Consider the following 18,044-nt stretch of genomic DNA (forward strand, 5'->3'; position numbering starts at 1 on the left):
TTATTGAGACGGAACCGAGCCGATTGATACCTCATATGAGGCCACCAGCGTCTTTACTGGCGTTTCAACGAAGCTGACGCTCTGCTGAGTAGAGTCGAATGAGAATCGCGTCCAGCGCCCCACAGAGCGCGATCCTGAAGCTTTCGCTATGACCGTCCCGTTCGCGCATCTCCAGAAGGGCATCCAGCTCGTTATCGTCAATCGGCAGTGGCCCGGAACAGAAGGTTTTCACCATGTCAGAGGTGTCAGGGTTTATACCTGCAATGCGCAGGATATCGGGAACCTCAGACCGGTAGATCACCGGTCGGCCTGATGGCGGTGTCCACGTTATCGGCTCTATCTTCAGTTGCGGTAAGCCAGCACCGGCGAGGGCGTTATTCAGATCGTCTATAAGCACGACATCCGCTCCTGAAGGAGGATGTACGCCGAGGGCCGCAGGGATTTCGACAGAGATATTGTGCATGGCGTTTACCTCAGTGAAGGACGTGATTAACCAGCGACGGGGGGATATCGAGTGACCCGACACTCCAGCCATTGGCAGTTGTCGCAATAAGATCTGGCCGGAACCCACCCCAACCCGTCACACGGCCCGAATCGTTGACCACCACCACCAGCGGCGCACCGGTATTTTGTGTCAGGCGAACGAGATCTGCGTTGTCCACCAGCGGGATCTCATTCACGTCCACCCCAGCCAGAGAAAAGCGGGTAAGCGTCATGCGACATTTCGGACAATCAGGGGCAGTAAACACAGTAATTTTCATTGGGATAGCCTGGTGTATACGGGATATATTCATTATCCCAGCTTTCCGCTTCTGACGAAGCGTTGCGCGGGTAATCAGAGCGTAAGCAGGTAAGATATTGTTGGGGCCATCCTGCAACATCAGTTGCGCCAGTTGCCTGGCTATTCGTCGCTCTCTCCATTAGAGAAAATAAACCAAATAAGCAGAACGCCTCCGACCCACATTCCAACAAAGAGGCAAATACCGATCAGGTCATAGACGTATTGTGGGATTTCATTCATAACGCATCCTCATTAATAATTTGTATTCAGCCTTAAACCGGTCATTTCATTAACCGAATCCGGTCTATCAAAGCGCTACCCTGCGTTGCATTCAGCCCCTCGTGCCGGTGAGTCAGGAACAGGGCAGGGCAGTCAGTTGGAAAGAGTCGAGCGGTATCGTCCACGAAGGTGTAATGCTGTAGGCCGAACCGTTTAACGACCGCCATGCATTCGTGATAACGCACGTGGTTATTCACCAGCCCATCCAGATCGGGATTGAGTCCAGCAATCCGATCGCGTATACCCGCAGGGAAATGACTCAGCACCATCTCCCGGGGTACGCCGGTACGCCAGTTTGTGGAAAGGATAATTCCCGTCTGCGGGCATTGCGTCAGCACGTGATCCAGCACAGGCATAAACTCCAGTGACCCGTTTTCCGCCCGGTGGAGTACACCGTCGATGTCCAGGAAAATCCAGTGACGACGGGCATCTATTTCCAGCCAGAACTCGCCCGCAGAGCGCCGGGTCGACATACAATCTATATCGTCCTGACAGGTAAACCTGACTAACCACTTCTGTAATAATCGGAACATAGAGGCCTCTCGCGGTAGTTGACTATATGCAGAACCGGCAACCATCAAAATCATACGGATTCTGTTGCCATGAAATACGGCCACACCCGGGGCAATTCCAGCGAGTCAGCCCCTTTGACTGTCGGCGATTTTGGCGTTTCAGCCAGGCAGGCATCAGCAGACCGGCCCCCTGCGTCATTTTACGGCGGTCTATCCGCTCAACACTGAAGGTAGGGCGCTTTGCAGCGTCAGGGATGTGATGGGGTAACCAGACGACATCAGGTCTATCTGCCTGTGGTGAGTCAAAAACTCTGGCAAGGGAAAAATCCGTGGTAGTACCCGCATCAGCCAGCCAGAACAGATCGTTTCCGTCCCATTGGCCATTAACGAAGCCGACATATTTGGTGGCGCTTTCGGAGAGAATGGTTTTTCCCGGTACAAACTGATGATCAACATGAAACACGAGATGGCGGTCGACTGCATCGGCATCAACCGGCAGGTCAAACTCCCGTCCCGTATTCCATGCGCGTTGTGCTTCCTCGCGGGTGTAAACCCGGGCATTACGCTGATCGGTGCTGTAACCTCTGCCGTGATGGCTATGAAAAGCGGTATTGCTACCAACGGTGTCACGCAAGCTGACCAGATAAAAACGGTCTTTCATGAAACACTCCAGAGGATGATGGCAGGAAAATAGCCCGGCGCGGCGGATACCGACACCGGGGAGGAGGGGTTAGCTTTCGATTTTGCTGACGTTTACGGTGTCATCGTCGTTACGCTTTACACCCAGCATGGTATCGCCATCGACTTCGATAATGCCGTCAAAGTAGTCGGTCATTTCGTCATAGCTGACTTCATCAAGGTCATCCAGCCGGTAGGAAGAGCCATCCGGCAGAACAAACTGACCATCCAGCGTGGCAAGGTCATACGCCAGCGGGGTAACCGTGAAGTAATACTCATCGGTGAACCAGACCGCGCCAACCACCAGTGGGTGAGAAATGTGGAATTCGACGGTGTTATAGCCCTGCGCTGCGATTGCATCCAGCAAATCAATGAAGCCGGGCATCGTATCGCCATCCCAGCCATCAGCCGATAAGGAAGGCTTGAGGTTATCCCAGTCGCTCAGACTGAAAAACACTGTGCCCTCACCGTCATCGCTGATATGGGATGAAATGTACGTCGCGCTTGCTTTTGAAGCCATTGCAAACAGGAAGTCCTCATCGAGCACGTGTTTGAGGGAGGTTTTAAAAACCTTGTCAGTGCCTGCTGCCGGGATAATCGCTAACATGAAACACCTCAGTGGTTGTGTTGGTCTGTTTTTATTATCGAACGACTGAGTCTGCTGACGAAGGAAAAAAGGGGACAAAAAGAGGCTGTTTTCTCAATAAAATCAGAAAGATTGTGACGGCCCGAATTCAGATGAAACGGGCGCAGACGGGGGGTTATTTGCTGGCGGATTCGGCTTCGTAAATGACTTCGTCGGCCCAGTCTCGATCAAATCCCGGCATCACCGGTAATGCTGCAACGACATCGGTAGGGAGGGCATCAATATAATCGCGCATGGCTTTTGCCACTTCCAGCAGTTCATTTTGCTTCATCATTTTCTCGCTCATTATCTCTGTCAGAAACCATCCAGCAGGAAGTCCACCGCACTTTTGATAGTGTGCCGGAACGGAGATGCGTCCATGACCGCCTGACCGAGCTGCTTCACGCGGACTGAAGCCATTTCATGCGTCATCAGGATAACGTCATTCCCTTCCACCTGTATGACCGGAGTTAATCGCGCAACCGGGGCCGAGGCTCCTTTTTTAAGCCGATGAAGGGGGATCACCAGGCGGGTATTTAACTCGCCAATGATGTCGCTCTGTATATCCAGCAGGTAAGGGTATGCCTGGCTGTTGCCGGGATTGCGGTAAACGGTATATTGCATTATCAGAACGTCCTGTATTCGTCAGACAGTAACCCATGCTCTTCAGTGATGCGGTTCAACTCCTGAATACCAGCACGATTCTGTCGTTTCCATTCTTCCGCTGCACTGGCCTTCAGTTTGCTCTGAAGCGCTTCTGCCAGCGTGGCGGACAAGTTAATCCCAGCGTCTTTTGCCTGCTGTACGAGCATTGGCTCAAGGGTGACACTGACGGTTTTTTTCTGGCGAGCAGCTGTAGCCTGCATGTGTCCTCCAATAAAAAAGCACGTGTCGATTACACGTGCTTTAAGTATGCGCCCATTTTATCCCACCAGCAAATTTGTTTGCCTCCGAGAGAGTCTACTGCGTCAGTTCAGCAGGTCAGATGGCCTAGACCGCAGAGGCTACGTTTTTCCAATCATGATAAGCAACACACGCCTGTTTGGCAGGTTGGCTGCAACTTTAGCTGCTTTATCAATGCTTTGTGCTGTATACACTACCCCTCTTTCTTTCAGGTTCTCCGCGTTCTGACGCAGCGTTTCCTCTGAAAAGCTGGACGACTCATCAATGCCAACTGGGCCGGGCTTTGCACCGCGCAAACTGAATGGCACAGGGCCATGCCAATCATTCTTTACCAGTAACAGTCGGGCATCAATGATCCGTCCTGGTAGCGTTCTTTCGATGAGGTAACTTTTTCCGGTTCCAGTGCTGCCAATCAGGCAAACGGTGTAACCGAAACGCAATGCCCATCGAATGATTAGAGCCCAATACCGCGCCCGGAACGCGGAAATGACAGGCATTTCACCTGGTCTAAATACCGCTGCGAAAAGACATGAATAGCTATATTTCTCAGCGTTACAATCTTTCATAAAACTTTATCCAGTGATGTGTTTTTGGGGAATTTTCTGCCCGCCCAGCAGGTAGCTGGTGTATCTGAAGTACATAACATCTTGTAGTTGCCTCTGACTATCTCTCTGGATATAGACTTATCAAATTCATTTCTATCCATATCAAATAGCCAGTAGAACCCATCAGCATAGATAATTGTGGTTCGATTGGGATCCGAAGCTACGACGCGAGCATCCGTAATCAAATTCTCCTCATAGCGCAAAGGCGAAGCGGAGAAAAAGAATATTATTAATACGAACCAACTCCCTATGAAACACGGTAAAACATGTTTTTTGCAATCCTTTAAACCATCTTTGTTGCCTTTCATTTTGTAGTCATAAAGACCAAGCAAAAAAAGTAAGAAAGAAAAAGCAAACCCCAGAAAAACGTGAGTATAAAACTGATGGATGCCGTCACTCCATGTAATACTGATACTTCCAGCATTTGTTCTTTTTGTTGTTATTTCTAATACGGAAATGAAAATGGCTGTTAACTGACTAAAACAAAATATTTTTATGCTTAATTCAGACTTAAACGCTTTGTTATATACTAATACAATCACAAAAAGTATTACGATTACAAAAGCTGTAATCATAAACTCACTCATCATCATGAGCACACTGTTATTAATACTGTAATTTATGTTCATCATCACTCCTTAATTTCACAACTTTTCATCATTTTATTTGAGAATTGACAGGCTTATCGAGTAGGGGGTTTAGCGTCCTTGAATATGTTCGCTCGTGTGGCGCTCACTAGACACCAGATAACAGAAGAAAGCAGAGCAAGCATTGCGTAAACCATTCGGAAGTTTGAATCCCACTTCGCGGTTACTATTGATTCATCGACCGCCTCGCGAACGCAGGGAGATTCGATAAGTGTCGGGGGAGTCGTGGATTGTGGCTCTTCGGTACATACCATTAGTTTGCCGACCGGAGCACCATCAATGACAGCCCTGGCTGCACTAACCAGATGCGCTGAAGGTGAACCTGAATAGTTCATGCAGATGAACGTGATAAATAAAGCAATCGCCGGGCCGGAGACCAGAGTGAAGAATGCGAAGCTGCGGCAGGCCGTAGTATGGCGATGCAAATTAGCGAGAAATGTCATCATGATTTGTCACTCTGGGTTTTAGTCGTATCCGACTCGGTGTCACATCGCTGGAAAGCTACTTGAGGAGGAATTTGATCAACCCCGGTAAAGCAATATTTCAGGGATAGTTGCTTTTTTCCCTCATCCAGTCCAACAAAAAAGATATCGACCGGATCTTCATGAAGTAGCTCTTTTGAGAGCCGGTTGTAGGCCATCCAGCTCCCAACCATATCGACCATTGGCTTAAATTTATCAGTTGCGTTATCTGTAGGTTTAAATGGAATTACACGGAAAACATTCCATCGTGAGCAACGAACCAGCAATTGAGCATCACTCTGAAAGACGTCCAGATCAGTGTTATTTGTCAGGACTTTACACAGCGACTTGAGATCGTTACCCCTGACCTCCAGTTGGCTGAAGCTTCTATAATACTTTTCACATCCAGTTAAGTGCTGAGCGTAGCACTGCTTCAACAGTGTTGTGTCGTTACTGGCCTGCAATTGAGTATCTTTCGCCACATAGGCATCACTGATAAGAAAATCGGGATAGAGGTGTCCCTCCCATAGCAGTTTCTCGGCGATAGCGCCCCCCAGCACCACCACCAATAAGATAAAAAAAATTGGGAACGTCTTACCCAGAGGTATTTTCATAAATCTCACCAGTCGTTAATTTGAGGTAAATTTGCTTTCCAGATTCAGAATGCATTTTTCATGTGCATACATGACGGCGGAATCATGGCCGTAATAGAGTTCGCCATTTTCACGCTGCCACTCACGCGCTTTTCGGGTACGGAATGCTTCTGACATATGTTTTCCACACAACTCACATGGCCCGAAAAAGTCGCTGCTGCGGCCTGTTGATTTTGTGAGTCTGACGATATTGCCTGTAGGTCTACCCATACTGCCCCCTGTGCTGCTGGCATTGACCGGCTGTCTGCCGTGCTAAATGAGTGGTTATTTATCCGCGTCATCATCGGATTCTTTCGGCACGAGTTTTGTATAGCTAAATGTCATATCAGAGGGACGGATCCCATAGCGCCACGGCTTTCTGCGGTAGTTAACTGCCTCGCTTACCATCCAGCAGATAAGAGCGATACCCGCCACTATCAGGTAGCCTTTGAGCAACAGCGAGTCCCATTGTTTAATGGCATCATCGGCATTCACCACGTGTCGCTGGCATTCTGAGGAGCGGAACGCGGCAAACACTGATTTCTCTTCAGGGCAAACCATGACCGAGGTGCTGGTGGCATTTCCAACCAGACTACGGGCCTGATCGAGGAAGACCTTGGATGGTGAACTGGTAAGAACTGTGCAGAACAGAATGAGCAGTAACGCAACTGCCGGAGCAGTGACAAACGAGAAAATGAATGCCTGCCCGGATTTCCATAAAACGTCGCTGATGTAAAATTTCATGTCGGTGTTTCCTCTTATCGGTATTCAGGCCCAGAGCAGCCCGGGGCTTAATTTATGCTGACTGGAGTCCGCCAGATTGTTTCTCTTCAGCGCGGGTATTCCAGCGCGTCACAGCGGCTTGTTCGGAGTCCTGAAACGCCACCGTGGCCTCACAGGAATTGCAGCAGGCGCGAAAATTATTCGAAATCTCCCGAACCCGGATAGATGAACAACCGCAGAAAGGGCAGGGCTTGACGTTATCGTGTCTCATCGTATTTCCTCGCTGGTGGGCTTTATCCACCGAAGCTATTGAGCCGAATTTCAGGTTCATCACCGAGCTCGTACATGTGTCCCATTTCGTTCATGATGGTGCTACTGCCATTGAACCAGGTAACCATGCATCGCCAGTGCTGACTGCCGTTTTCACCCCAGCGGCTCACGCCCGCAGCATCCATTTCGTCTTCAGTGATAAAGAAATCCGCGCCCGGCAGTTTCTCGGCATCAAGGCAGATCTCAGGCTCAACGACGAAGCAGATACCGTTGCTGTTCATGACGTACATACGCCGCTCAAGGGTTTCAGTACTGACAATGACCTGCTTATCAGAAGTAAGGTGTGATTTAGTGACTTCCATGCGAATCAGGTTCTTTGCATTAGCCTGTCCACTCGCAAAAACCATTGACGCATTGCGAACCATTAACTCAGCAGCTTCTTCACCGAAGCTACGAAGGCCCATCAGTGCAAGCAACTCACTACATTCGGCTTTACCGAGGTTGCCAGTAGTCAGATTAACCACGCCTTGTAGAGTGCTCAGTTCAACCGGTTGTGACCGGAGGATGTCGCGAAGCAGTGTATTACCCGCCGTGCCCGGGTCGCTCCAACTGGAGGATTCGGGACGCTGATTTTCAAGAAATAGGGCGCTTTGCAGTAAAGCCGCTGGTGGCTTTCCGGCAAAACTCAGTTTTACTCTGACCGAATCGAATGGGTGCATGACGGCGGTTTCTCCATAATATCGTGAAGCTAAAAACTGTTTTAATCCTATTATCCCACCGGTCGACAATTGACGAAGTAATCGGGTATGAAATGGACACCCCTTCGATAATTCACATATAGCGAAGCCTTTACGCCTTTGTCTTATCCGCAGGCTGGGGAATGCAATAACTTAAGATGGTGATAGTTTCCCCACGCTTTGCTTTAGGCGCGGCACTCTGGCATTCATCATAGGTTTTGTAGTCAGGTATTTTCTGAGAGGTGACACCACTTGGATTAAGACCACTTGAATAAAGCCCAATCACGAGAACTAAAGTAAACATGTTATTACTCCAGAATGTATTGATGGAAAGTAAGTGAGAATGCCATTATCCATTTCTCCTAAAATCCCGAAAAAACTTTTCAAGAAAGGTACTTTTCGGTTACTTCAGCGTAAGCATACTTAGATCGCAAAATGAGTGAATAAATAACTTTGCTCTGCAATTGTTTTTGCTGAACTTCAAATTAATCAGTCATCGATTTCATCAGGCAAGTGAAAAGCTGAGACGTAAAGCTTGCCATCATGAAAATCCAAACCATCTTGGCAGTGATAATCGGAAATTCGAGAGTGCCAATATAATAAATAATAATTATCAATCCCCCCAAGGCCAGACATCCAAGGAGACCTGCTGCTGCCTTTAGGAAATCACTGCCTTCAGGATTCTGGAATGTGAATCCAGTTATAATCAGCGAGGAAAAACAAGCGAACAAACAAGTTCTATACAAAGGCCAGTCCCCGGATATAACATTTTCTCGAATAAGCACTGCCCATATCAAAAATTCAATGCTGAAAATAATCAGCGGAACTGCGAGCACACGAAATGAAAGTTTTTCATATAAAGTGGTAATAATTGATGTCATAGCAAACCCCGCTTGCAATATTCAAATTAATTTTCGTGGTTTTTACCTGCTTTTAACAAACGCGTTATTTCATCAGTAAGGCAGAAACTTTTCCCAGATGATGGTTTCCCGATAACCACAACGTGACCAGTACTTGGAGTTCCCTCTACTTTAAAAAATGCAAGTTTTGCATCGATAATTTTATTTTTCATTGCATCGGTAACCTTGTATGACGTGGGGGTAAATTTTGTGCGTTAATGTTCAATGATAATATTAATCGCGAAATACTGTATCTATAGGGTCTGTTGATTAAGACTATCCCTCTTGAAGTAAAATACAATCATCATTCCTATCTGTATGGAATAGGAAGCCAATTCAGCATATGTTACATAATTGCTTGTGATGAAGGAAAAACCTCGCGCGATTACAAGTAGGAGTATTGATGCAATAAACACTAAAACCCAAACGGTAAGCATTCCCAGCACTGAAAGAAAGTACTCATATTCATTTGGGTCGTAAAATACAAATGCTGTTGAGAATATTGCAATAATACATAACGGAAGTGATGTAGCGAGTTCCGACCATTGAAGGTCAATTTTTCCAACCACCAGCAATGTAGAAATGACAGCGTACTGTATAGCCGATAGAACTGTTACCGGAATCGCAGCTCGAATGAACTTAAAAACAGAATGTTGTGTTTTAGCCTGGTTTTTCATGTGTTACCACCTGTCATTTGTTTCGAAACCAATCATAACCAGAGTGATAGATTTCAGAGTGAATAAACCACTACAAAACGCCCCCATTTATTGCTGGACATCATCCGCAGGAGTGGCATAAAACTCACGACCTGACGCGCCGAGTTTTTTCTGAAGCTTCTTTGTTGCTTCAGCCTGACTTCGGGCCTTGAAATAGAACGTCCTGATAAAATCCCCATTGTTGTAGTTAACGTCCTCTGGATTTGCCCATTTCTGCATAGCAACAAACCGGATAGAAGGCTTCGGGATGGTTTTCACCTCGACATACCCCCGGCCCTTGCAGCGAAAACACACACCGCCTTGAACGTGCCGGAACGCTCGGATCTCACCCTTACCACCCAGACAGCGTGGGCATTCAATTTTATGCATAGCAACCTCTCGACTGTTGATTAACGAATTTCGCGCCTGAAAGGGGGCAGGGATGCGAGGATGTCTTTCCCGTAGGCTTTTGTCTTCAGGCGTTTATCCAGGATAGTCACCGCGCCGGTATCGCTCTCTGTGCGGATAAGCCGACCAACGGACTGGGTCAGTTTGAGGCAGGCCTCCGGTATCGAGATTTCCCGGAAAGCATCACGCCCGTTTTTCTCCAGCCACTCCGTCAGGGTCTGGCCCACCGGGTCGGTCGGAACGCTAAAAGGCAGCTTGGCAATGATGACGTTGTTGCAGTACACGCCAGGCAGATCCACCCCTTCACTGAAAGAAGCCATACCAAAGATAATGCTCGGCTCACCACGGTCGATTCTGAGCTTATGGCGCAGCAGTATTTCCCGTTTTGGAAGTGCCCCCTGTATCAGCAGAAGCGGTGAAATGTGTTGAGGCATCGCCTTGCTGACTTCTTCCATCTGCCTGCGGGAGGCGAACAGCACGAGGCAACCCTGAAGCCGAAGCACCAGTTTGGGAAGGAGTTCGATGATCTCCGCCGTATGTTCTTCATGATTGGTCGGAACCGAGCGCATACGGGGGATGAACAACACGCCGTTGTTCTGGTAATCAAACGGGCTGCGGGCCAGCAGGGTAGGTGTATCGACTGGAAGACCGGCCTGCTCCAGGAATGCGTCAAACTTGCTAAGGGAGCGGATTGTTGCCGAGGTCACAATGGTGGCATAAGCCTTCGACCAGAGCTCGGATTTCAGGTGTTCGCCCGCATAGACCGGACTGCAATTAATCACCACTTCGGTGCTGCGTTTAGTACGACGGACGTTAATCCACCGGGCCATAGGCATACCAGAGACGGTTTTATTCCCGCAGTATGAGGCCAGAGCCTGATGCATACCCGCCAGGCGATTTGCCAGCTCGCCGACAGCCATCTTTTGAAGGGCCAGTTCTTCCTCGCTGATATCCCGCCCGGCCTCATCTACAATCGCCGTCATTTTCACAACGATATTCTGCATCTCGTTTACTGTCTTTAACCCAGGCTTAAACAGGGCCGCAATATCTTCAGGAACGAAACCTTCCGGGAAGCGATAGATGTCCGATTCCGTGCCATTTGGCATTTCGTGATCGTTTCGCCAGTTCAGGGAGCGTAAAAGTGTCCCCCGCAGCTCACCGAGCTCATCACCGGCATGGCCCGCAAGCTCCACCAGCTGCTGCACGTGCTTTTCCATAGTCCCGCCGTAGGACTCTGGCATGGTCATTACCATGTCGAAGATTTCGCTCATGAAATGCCTGCTGGCATCGAGAGAGGCGGAGGTCGCAAAGTGGTTAATTGCTTTCTGCGGAACGTGGTGACCTTCGTCGAACACATAAATGGACTCTTCCTGCGGGGGAAGGATAATACCGCCTCCCAGTGACAGGTCAGACAATACGATGTCATGGTTGGCGATAACCACATCCACCGACTCCAGCAGGGCGCGGGCGAGGAAGAACGGACAACGGTGATAATGTGGGCAACGCTTTTTAGGGCACTGACTGCCAATAGCATTGACCCGACCCCATACCGCCTCATTGATCTCATCAGGATAGGAATCACGCTCTCCTGTCCAGTGACCACCAGCAAAGGCCTTGCTGATATCCTCCACATCATCGCGGATGTAGCCATAGGCATTCATCTCGCTTTCCATATGAACGTCACAGCGCATCTGGCAGAAGTAACGGCTACGGCCCTTCGCCATCGCATAGGAGAAGCTCAGGCCCGCTCTCGCCTGTATTTCTGGCAGATCCTTGGAGATGATTTGTTCCTGAAGCGCAACGGTTGCCGTGGAGATGATCAGCGTCTTATGCTTTTCCATCGCCAGGGGGATCAGCGGCAGACAATACCCGAGTGTTTTCCCTGTCCCCGTACCGGCCTCAATAACCCCGACGCGATACTGCTCCTCAGCGGGGGTAGCGTTAACGACTGCGCTGCAAAACGCCATCATGTCTACCTGCCCGGCACGAGGGGACAGACCCTTTGCGTCCAGGAAGAAGTGATAGGCTCGCTCAGTCATTTCAGCGGCAGTCATCCGGGGTTTATTGTCTGGCATATCCGTACCTTGTCCTCTGCTGCTCAGGAGGCACAGCCCGGCAGCGGCTATCGAAGTCAGGTACATCCTCATGCTGGTGGATGTACCGGGTTCATCAGTCTTCCAGTGAATGGCCTTTAAAGCGTCTCACATAGCGTTTAATTTCAGTTTCGGCCTGTTCCAGTACAGCTCGGTTGCAGTGCTCAAGAACACAGTAAGGCCCATGTGCTGGCCCGCCATCGCTGGTTTCGCAGGCATCAAGCTTGAGCCGAACGGAGGCATCGAAGATAAATTGGGTGATTTTCGCAATGGAGATCTGGTCTTTGTCTTCCTGCTCTTTGGTGTCGATGACATCGCCGTTATACACGTCGAAATCGAGCCGCAGGCGGTAAACTGTGTCGATTGCCATAATCGGATCCCTTCAGAGGATGTCGTAGATGACTGGGACGCGGCCACGTTCTACCTGTTGATTCAGGGTGCGGAAACCACCGTGATCAACGATGTAGAATTCACCCGCCACGGCGGAGCGATGGAAGTCGGCGAGCTCTTCAGTGCCAAAGACGAAAACCGGGGTTCCAGAGGGGACGGTCATGCAGGCAGTTTTTCCGCCATAGCCGCGAACCGTAAAGGTGATTACCCCATCCGCGCTGGTGGGCAGGAAATCGGCGAAAATCGAATGAAAGGCTTTATTCGCCTTATCGCTGAATACGTCGGTCAGTGTCTGCATGATGCGCCCCGTGATCTCGTTTTATGTTGTACTGATACCAGTACAACACGGGCCCGGCAGGTGACGAAGGCGATACGTCGGGTATTATCAGAATGAATATGTCGGTCTGAAATGGTTTATCAGTGAGCCATCAGCTCCGGCCCCGGGACGCGAATCAACGGTCGTTATGCTGTAGCACCTCCACGAACTGTCCGCAGCTGTCGCAGCAGTACTCATTGGCGAACCTGCCATCGTCTTTCCAGTTGTTTGCCCCGCAGCGGCAGAGCAGTACACGTACCTGAGAAGGGCGGATGCGAGCTTGACCGAATTTGGTTGTCCACTGAGGCTCGCCATCAAAGCGAAAAGAGTCAATGCGAAACCTGCTTTCGCGTTCGTAGGTGTTGAGGTATTTGAAGTACAGCTCTTCAGAGAGAATGGCATCGGTCATCGTGTATTCCCTGTCTGGCCCCGTGGAGGGTGATTTGCGGCAGAGTGTTGCGTTGCGAAAACTGCCAGGTTGTCGGAGCCATTACACCACGGGTCATACAGGTCACGAAGGGGGTTACTTACCAGCCAGCGCTTTCTCTTCCCTGGTAGCCAGGCGCATTTGCCCGAAACCTTCACGGATCAGCAACGGCTTTTCTTTCTTCCAGCCCTTAACGACGGACTCACCGAAACGACGCGGGGCGTTACCATTCCAGGTGGCTATGACGTGGTTATCATGGACTTCGACAATCACGACCGGGTGGACGACAACTGTTTTAAGTGTGGTGTTGCCCATATTTACCCGGCTAACCGACCAGACACTCATCCCGACTTCCAGCTGGCTTATTTTCATCTTCATTTCCTTCTAAACGAACGTAGTGCGCCACGGCGTAATGTCGTGACGCACATTACCATGCCCGGGGCTTATCAGAACATAAGCCAGGTGGCGTTACCGGCAGTATTTCTGGACTGGTAGGCTTTTGCCTGCGCGTGAAGCAGCTTCCACAGCTGACGAAGTGTAGCAGCATGATTTTCACCACCAGCATTAACCCGCAGTTCGCCGATCTCGCGGGTAACAGTGAAACAATTCCGGCTCTCATCCCAGCCTGAATGTTCACGCGCTTCCACCACCAGATCATTAGACGTATCAGGGCCGGTCTTTGCTGCATTCAGCACGAACTCCGTTTTAACAGTAATACGGCTGGCGTTATCCGGCGCATCCAGAAAGACGGTGAACCCCTCAGTTCGGCGGTCAGTTATACGACGGCTCCCCCAGGAGGTGATCCCCCTCTGGACACGCATCATTGAAAGAGCGTGGGACTCGGTTGCCTGCACTGTGCGATACAGGTCGGTCAGGGAAGAAAGGCTGAAGCTTTCAGGGGCAGTCTGGATAGCGTCGGTCATGGTAGATCCTCGGTTATATGGTGTGTTTTCTGGCTTCAGTAGCTGTCGTTTGCCACGTAATAGGACGTGCCTGGATAGAAGTAGCGGTAATCCGGCTGCATGTCATTGGTGATGACGGATGCTTCTTCCCAGACCCCGCTGGTGGACATAAACTCATCTGTCGTTTCATTCTCCAGCCGCATATAGCGTTCAGGAGCGCATTCCGCCCAGGCGCGTTTCACCGTATCCCAGTTAGCGTACTGGCTGATTTCAATATTCAGGGGCGCATTCTTCTCAGGCTGGTTACGGCGGGAACTCAGCACGAAATTCAGCTTCAGGACGATACGACTGTCGTTGTCAGGAGTATCCATCCAGATCTGGTATTCAGCCGTAGGCCGGGATGACTGGTTTTTGCGGCCCCACGAGGTGACACCGGTTTTAACCTGGACTATCGAGACTTTATGCGCATCAGTCTTGCCAACGCTGGTCATCAATTCAGACAGACTTTTAAACATGGTGCATCCCCAGTGATTATTGGTATGTTCGTTTTGTTTACTTATTAAATCACTGGTTACCCGGGTGACGAAGTCAGAGCCGGGTAAAAAAAGGACAAAATTTGCGGATTAGTGGCTGGTGGTGGTATTGGCCTGCGGGACAGGGCCATCGAACAATTTGTCAAAAAATTCCACGCCACGCTGGTACACATCGCGCAGCTCCATATCTTCACGCTCGGTCAGGCCCATCTTATTGAGCACGGCAAGGCCGGTACGAAGGCGAGGAATCAATACGGTTTCCAGATAGATCCTGCGGCCCGCAATAATTTCCGGGGATGCTTCATTGATGTAAAAATCAACGGTTTTCGTGATGCTGAAGTGCTTTACTTCGCTCATCGTCTGGTACTCCTCAGAATGATGTCATGATACTCGGTTTGATTCAGGGGAGGGGAGCAACCCGGGCAAACAAGCCCGGGCGCAGGCAGCAGTTATTCGAGACCCAGTGCAACGTGATCGCCATCATCAGAAAGGCGAATGAATAGCATCTGCGTACCGCCGCTCAAGCCGAACTGGAGATCCCAGCCTGGGACAGAAGATGTCTCGCATTCACGCACATCGATGACCTGGTCACGGTAGAGCAAGAAGCGTGTATCAGACTTGTCATCTTCAGCGACGTGGGCCATCTGATCAGCAAATTTGTCTTCGAGGTCGAACCAGCTTTCCAGCCAGACCTTATCAGAGACCAGGCTGATACCGCAGGCGGATTCCGCCGTGCCGGTCACAGCCTCAGCGACTGGTTCTACAGAAGTCATATTAAATACCGCATCAACTACCAGTGCCTGCTCTGAGGTCGCCGGGTAGATACCTTGCAGATAAACGCTATTGCCGTTCACTTCGAAGCCGTCTTCAAGACTGATGTCGTCATGATCAACGTCATAAACATCCGCGAGGTTGCGAAGACAGATCAGGTTGGCTTCATCTTCGTTCTCCGCTTCAATGCGCATCAGTGGCAGTTCGCCACCACTGGAGTCGGATTCATAGTAGTGAACGTAGAATACATTTTTCTCTTTGCTGGTGGTCATGGCGTTGCCCCGTGTTGTTCGTTTTGTTTACTTATAGTCTCACGGGGTATTCAGGTGACGAAGGAAATCGGGCATAAAAAAGCGGGGATTTAACCCCGCCAGTTTTGATATTTATAATTATGCCAACATGTAGTTCCAGCGCAGTTATTACTTAGGCCTTGGGCCTTTTCGTGTATTACTTTTTTCTGGCTCTTCCACCGACTCTTCTGCTGGTTTTTCCACCGACTCTTGTGTTGGCGTTGTAGTGGCTGCGGCTGCTGCTGCGGCAGTAGCGGTTGAATCGTCATAATCAGTGGTAGCAGTAACATCACCCGATTCAGTCATATGGAGAGTGACAGTGACAGGTTTGCCATCAACAGCAAAATTGAGACTAACTGAACCTTTCATCTTCAGTAAGAGTGCGGCCCGGGTATATCCATCGGAAAGTTTTAAACCAACAGAAGCTAAAGCATCAGCAATTTTGTTATGAATATCGTTGCTCATTTTCATTCCTTAATGTGTGTGTATTAGCGGAATATCAAATCATAAGACTTCAACTGAAAAAGGGTCAGAAGTGAAAAGTTATTTTCTATACGTATGATGGCACAGGAAGGTGGGGTGACGAAGAAGAATAAGCAAAAAAAAAGCGGGGTATTATCCCCGCAAAACTACACACAGCAATTCAATAAAACAACTTCCAGGGGGGCGATGCACACATCACAACTTCGGTCTGTCAGACGGGAACCGGCCTTGGGCGCTTGTATCCCATTTGACGAAAATTTGGTTTTAAAACCGGTAAATCGTTACTCTTTCTTCCTGCTACCCCGGTCTATCACCGGGGTAGCGGAGTCCGCCATTCTCGGCAGCGCCAGCTGATCAGATTACATAGACTCAGATTTAAAGTTACGCGTTCGCATATAACCTCCTTAGTGTGGGCCGGTTCACTGGATTGTGAATTGTCAGTAACGCTAAATTTGTAGACTTCAGGTCTACAGCCTGGCTTATATAGGCAGGCGCGGCAGTTTTTTAAGAGTTTGAACGTAACGAGAGCATTTACATAAATCCTCCTTTCTGTAGCTGACCAGATTTAACGTCTTTGTCTATTCAGTGAACCATACCCTATTCATGTGACGAAGGTTTCTGAGTGTAAAAATACGTAATAAGCAACGCTATTATCGCTAATTCTAAAAATAGGGCGAATTAAAATACCGGCAAAACGCGGACGTTTATACCGGTATTATTTCTGAGCTGCTGGTGCAATATCGCGAGGTAAGCTGTAGTCAGCGCGGCAGGTACTTAACGGCTAGGCTTGCTGGTGGTTAAGGCCTCATCCTGCGCCAGCAACGTGATCACATCCCCGGCAATCTCCGGGCGGATACCAGGCGATTTATGCGCGGCATGGGCCGCGACAGCCAGCGGTCTCCAGTTGAGTGATGCTGCAATACGTCTGATCTCTTCAATAACCCGGAATGTATCGCTCTCCAGCGCCAGACCCGCACGGGCGGTATCGAAAGATACGCGCTGCGCCGAAGTGAGCGGCGAGTGCTTCTTCAGTTCTGCGGTGATGATACGCTGCGCTTCAGCACCGATTGACGCGCCACCTTCGACGACCCCGGTTAAACCGACGAGCTTACCTCCATCACTGCGGCTATTATCGTCTTTAACCCTGGGTGGCGGGGCCAGGGCGGTCAGATCCACGTCCTGCTGTAAGAGCTCCAGCAGGTCAGCCAGCATATCGGGTTTAATCACACCTTTTAAACCCGCTGCGCGTTTCGCTAGGCTGACAGGAGAACGGCCCAGGCGGGCGGACATCGCAATAAGGCAATTAGCCAGAACAAAGAGGTCATCAACCCCAATCAGTGGCGCACACTCTTGCCTGAACGTCTGATCATCCCGGAATGCAGGAGCTGGTGGGGCCGGTTTAGGCGTTTTGGCCTTTGCCTGCGGCTTGTCATAACCACGTAGGGCTTTTTCTGCACTGTCTGAAACCTTACGGATGCTTTGCGCCAGATCATCACCACCTGCCAGGCCTGCGGTCAACTGAAGCATATAATCGAGCCTGCCGAGCATGTCAGGGGAAGCAAGCCCGGTCGCTATCTTCTGGCTGATGTCGTTAAGGTTGCTGAGTATACCACCGGCGATTTTAGACGGAGGAGTAACAACCGCCTGGACATTATGGCTGGTATGAATTTCCCGCGACACCAGGGTGAGGACTTTGCGCCAGTCAGGTTGTACACCAGCATCAAGCGTCTCAAGGTGGCTTATTGCATTTCTCAGGCTATCCCATCTGGATAGCTGTAGAGGGTCACCGTTCTGCTTTCCTGATTTCAGCCACTGAACGAGGTAGACGAAGTCAGATGTAGCTGAGGCCACCAGCCCGGCAATAACGCGCTCTCTTGCTTGAGGCGTTGTAGGGTTAGATCTTCGCACCGGCAGACGGTCATTTTTATGTGCCGTTGGTCTTTTCATTTCGAATATCTCAACTTGGTTCCATCAACGATAACTC

31 protein-coding genes are annotated in these 18,044 nt (G+C 49.8%); all 31 read right to left on the reverse strand.

Going from position 1 to position 18,044, the window contains the following annotated elements; all coding sequences use genetic code 11:
• Positions 1–64 precede the first annotated feature (64 nt).
• The 31 genes from Y71_RS28105 to Y71_RS28245 all read right to left on the reverse strand — a co-directional run bounded on the left by Y71_RS28105 (position 65) and on the right by Y71_RS28245 (position 18,007).
• Positions 65–463, reverse strand: a complete 399-nt coding sequence (locus Y71_RS28105; RefSeq protein ID WP_007372292.1) for a hypothetical protein — start codon at positions 461–463, stop codon at positions 65–67.
• Positions 464–473: 10 nt separating this feature from the next.
• Positions 474–761 (reverse strand): glutaredoxin family protein, encoded by a 288-nt coding sequence (locus tag Y71_RS28110; RefSeq protein WP_016241556.1) that lies wholly within the window; start codon positions 759–761, stop codon positions 474–476.
• Positions 762–1,062: 301 nt separating this feature from the next.
• A complete protein-coding gene (locus tag Y71_RS28115; protein WP_007372290.1) occupies positions 1,063–1,533 on the reverse strand; it encodes an HAD domain-containing protein in 471 nt (156 codons plus the stop codon).
• An 82-nt stretch (positions 1,534–1,615) separates the two neighbouring features.
• Positions 1,616–2,233, reverse strand: a complete 618-nt coding sequence (locus tag Y71_RS28120; RefSeq protein ID WP_007372289.1) for a hypothetical protein — start codon at positions 2,231–2,233, stop codon at positions 1,616–1,618.
• A 69-nt stretch (positions 2,234–2,302) separates the two neighbouring features.
• A complete protein-coding gene (locus Y71_RS28125; protein ID WP_007372288.1) occupies positions 2,303–2,857 on the reverse strand; it encodes a hypothetical protein in 555 nt (184 codons plus the stop codon).
• Positions 2,858–3,011: 154 nt separating this feature from the next.
• Entirely contained in the window at positions 3,012–3,170 is a 159-nt protein-coding gene (locus tag Y71_RS30460) for a hypothetical protein (RefSeq protein WP_016241558.1), read from the reverse strand.
• Between the two features lie 20 nt (positions 3,171–3,190).
• Positions 3,191–3,499: a CcdB family protein gene (locus Y71_RS28130; RefSeq protein ID WP_007372286.1), complete on the reverse strand. Its 309-nt coding sequence runs from the start codon at positions 3,497–3,499 to the stop codon at positions 3,191–3,193.
• A gap of 2 nt (positions 3,500–3,501) precedes the next feature.
• Positions 3,502–3,741, reverse strand: coding sequence for a type II toxin-antitoxin system CcdA family antitoxin (locus Y71_RS28135; protein WP_007372285.1), 240 nt, complete (start codon positions 3,739–3,741; stop codon positions 3,502–3,504).
• Positions 3,742–3,879: 138 nt separating this feature from the next.
• Positions 3,880–4,344, reverse strand: coding sequence for a hypothetical protein (locus tag Y71_RS30545; protein WP_008786596.1), 465 nt, complete (start codon positions 4,342–4,344; stop codon positions 3,880–3,882).
• Positions 4,341–5,015, reverse strand: coding sequence for a hypothetical protein (locus Y71_RS28145; protein WP_008786597.1), 675 nt, complete (start codon positions 5,013–5,015; stop codon positions 4,341–4,343). The genes Y71_RS30545 and Y71_RS28145 overlap by 4 nt, the downstream gene beginning before the upstream one ends.
• A 457-nt stretch (positions 5,016–5,472) precedes the next feature.
• Complete coding sequence (locus tag Y71_RS28150) at positions 5,473–6,105, reverse strand: hypothetical protein (RefSeq protein ID WP_007372282.1); 633 nt, start codon at positions 6,103–6,105, stop codon at positions 5,473–5,475.
• Positions 6,106–6,120: 15 nt separating this feature from the next.
• The gene (locus Y71_RS30465) at positions 6,121–6,261 is read right to left on the reverse strand and encodes a hypothetical protein (RefSeq protein ID WP_007372281.1); all 141 of its coding nucleotides are present in this window, start codon (positions 6,259–6,261) and stop codon (positions 6,121–6,123) included.
• Between the two features lie 147 nt (positions 6,262–6,408).
• A complete protein-coding gene (locus tag Y71_RS28155; RefSeq protein WP_035942286.1) occupies positions 6,409–6,867 on the reverse strand; it encodes a hypothetical protein in 459 nt (152 codons plus the stop codon).
• Positions 6,868–6,919: 52 nt separating this feature from the next.
• A complete protein-coding gene (locus Y71_RS28160) occupies positions 6,920–7,177 on the reverse strand; it encodes a Lar family restriction alleviation protein (RefSeq protein WP_306083951.1) in 258 nt (85 codons plus the stop codon).
• A complete protein-coding gene (locus Y71_RS28165) occupies positions 7,140–7,835 on the reverse strand; it encodes a hypothetical protein (RefSeq protein WP_007372278.1) in 696 nt (231 codons plus the stop codon). The genes Y71_RS28160 and Y71_RS28165 overlap by 38 nt, the downstream gene beginning before the upstream one ends.
• A 130-nt stretch (positions 7,836–7,965) precedes the next feature.
• Positions 7,966–8,157 (reverse strand): hypothetical protein, encoded by a 192-nt coding sequence (locus Y71_RS28170; RefSeq protein ID WP_016241560.1) that lies wholly within the window; start codon positions 8,155–8,157, stop codon positions 7,966–7,968.
• Between the two features lie 181 nt (positions 8,158–8,338).
• Complete coding sequence (locus Y71_RS28175; RefSeq protein WP_024196081.1) at positions 8,339–8,734, reverse strand: hypothetical protein; 396 nt, start codon at positions 8,732–8,734, stop codon at positions 8,339–8,341.
• 26 nt (positions 8,735–8,760) lie between these two features.
• Complete coding sequence (locus tag Y71_RS30470) at positions 8,761–8,925, reverse strand: hypothetical protein (RefSeq protein WP_007372277.1); 165 nt, start codon at positions 8,923–8,925, stop codon at positions 8,761–8,763.
• An 81-nt stretch (positions 8,926–9,006) separates the two neighbouring features.
• Positions 9,007–9,429, reverse strand: coding sequence for a hypothetical protein (locus Y71_RS28180; protein ID WP_024196082.1), 423 nt, complete (start codon positions 9,427–9,429; stop codon positions 9,007–9,009).
• 87 nt (positions 9,430–9,516) lie between these two features.
• A complete protein-coding gene (locus Y71_RS28185; protein WP_016241561.1) occupies positions 9,517–9,837 on the reverse strand; it encodes a hypothetical protein in 321 nt (106 codons plus the stop codon).
• Between the two features lie 20 nt (positions 9,838–9,857).
• Positions 9,858–11,930 carry an ATP-dependent DNA helicase DinG gene (gene dinG / locus Y71_RS28190; protein WP_016241562.1) on the reverse strand — a complete coding sequence of 691 codons (2,073 nt, stop codon included), beginning with the start codon at positions 11,928–11,930 and terminating at the stop codon, positions 9,858–9,860.
• 94 nt (positions 11,931–12,024) lie between these two features.
• Positions 12,025–12,318: a hypothetical protein gene (locus Y71_RS28195; protein WP_007372274.1), complete on the reverse strand. Its 294-nt coding sequence runs from the start codon at positions 12,316–12,318 to the stop codon at positions 12,025–12,027.
• Between the two features lie 12 nt (positions 12,319–12,330).
• Complete coding sequence (locus tag Y71_RS30475) at positions 12,331–12,636, reverse strand: hypothetical protein (protein ID WP_016241563.1); 306 nt, start codon at positions 12,634–12,636, stop codon at positions 12,331–12,333.
• A gap of 154 nt (positions 12,637–12,790) precedes the next feature.
• The gene (locus Y71_RS28205) at positions 12,791–13,063 is read right to left on the reverse strand and encodes a hypothetical protein (RefSeq protein ID WP_007372272.1); all 273 of its coding nucleotides are present in this window, start codon (positions 13,061–13,063) and stop codon (positions 12,791–12,793) included.
• Between the two features lie 114 nt (positions 13,064–13,177).
• Positions 13,178–13,453 carry a hypothetical protein gene (locus Y71_RS28210; RefSeq protein WP_007372271.1) on the reverse strand — a complete coding sequence of 92 codons (276 nt, stop codon included), beginning with the start codon at positions 13,451–13,453 and terminating at the stop codon, positions 13,178–13,180.
• Between the two features lie 74 nt (positions 13,454–13,527).
• Positions 13,528–14,004, reverse strand: coding sequence for a hypothetical protein (locus Y71_RS28215; protein ID WP_007372270.1), 477 nt, complete (start codon positions 14,002–14,004; stop codon positions 13,528–13,530).
• A gap of 35 nt (positions 14,005–14,039) precedes the next feature.
• On the reverse strand, positions 14,040–14,498 hold the full coding sequence (locus Y71_RS28220) for a hypothetical protein (protein ID WP_007372269.1): 459 nt from the start codon (positions 14,496–14,498) through the stop codon (positions 14,040–14,042).
• Between the two features lie 108 nt (positions 14,499–14,606).
• The gene (locus tag Y71_RS28225) at positions 14,607–14,873 is read right to left on the reverse strand and encodes a hypothetical protein (protein ID WP_007372268.1); all 267 of its coding nucleotides are present in this window, start codon (positions 14,871–14,873) and stop codon (positions 14,607–14,609) included.
• 92 nt (positions 14,874–14,965) lie between these two features.
• Positions 14,966–15,559, reverse strand: a complete 594-nt coding sequence (locus Y71_RS28230) for a hypothetical protein (RefSeq protein ID WP_007372267.1) — start codon at positions 15,557–15,559, stop codon at positions 14,966–14,968.
• A gap of 147 nt (positions 15,560–15,706) precedes the next feature.
• A complete protein-coding gene (locus Y71_RS28235) occupies positions 15,707–16,042 on the reverse strand; it encodes a hypothetical protein (protein WP_007372266.1) in 336 nt (111 codons plus the stop codon).
• A 792-nt stretch (positions 16,043–16,834) separates the two neighbouring features.
• Entirely contained in the window at positions 16,835–18,007 is a 1,173-nt protein-coding gene (locus tag Y71_RS28245; RefSeq protein WP_007372264.1) for a hypothetical protein, read from the reverse strand.
• Between the last annotated feature and the right edge of the window lie 37 nt (positions 18,008–18,044).

Origin of the sequence: Kosakonia radicincitans DSM 16656, assembly GCF_000280495.2 — a bacterium.
Classification (GTDB): Bacteria; Pseudomonadota; Gammaproteobacteria; order Enterobacterales; family Enterobacteriaceae; genus Kosakonia; species Kosakonia radicincitans.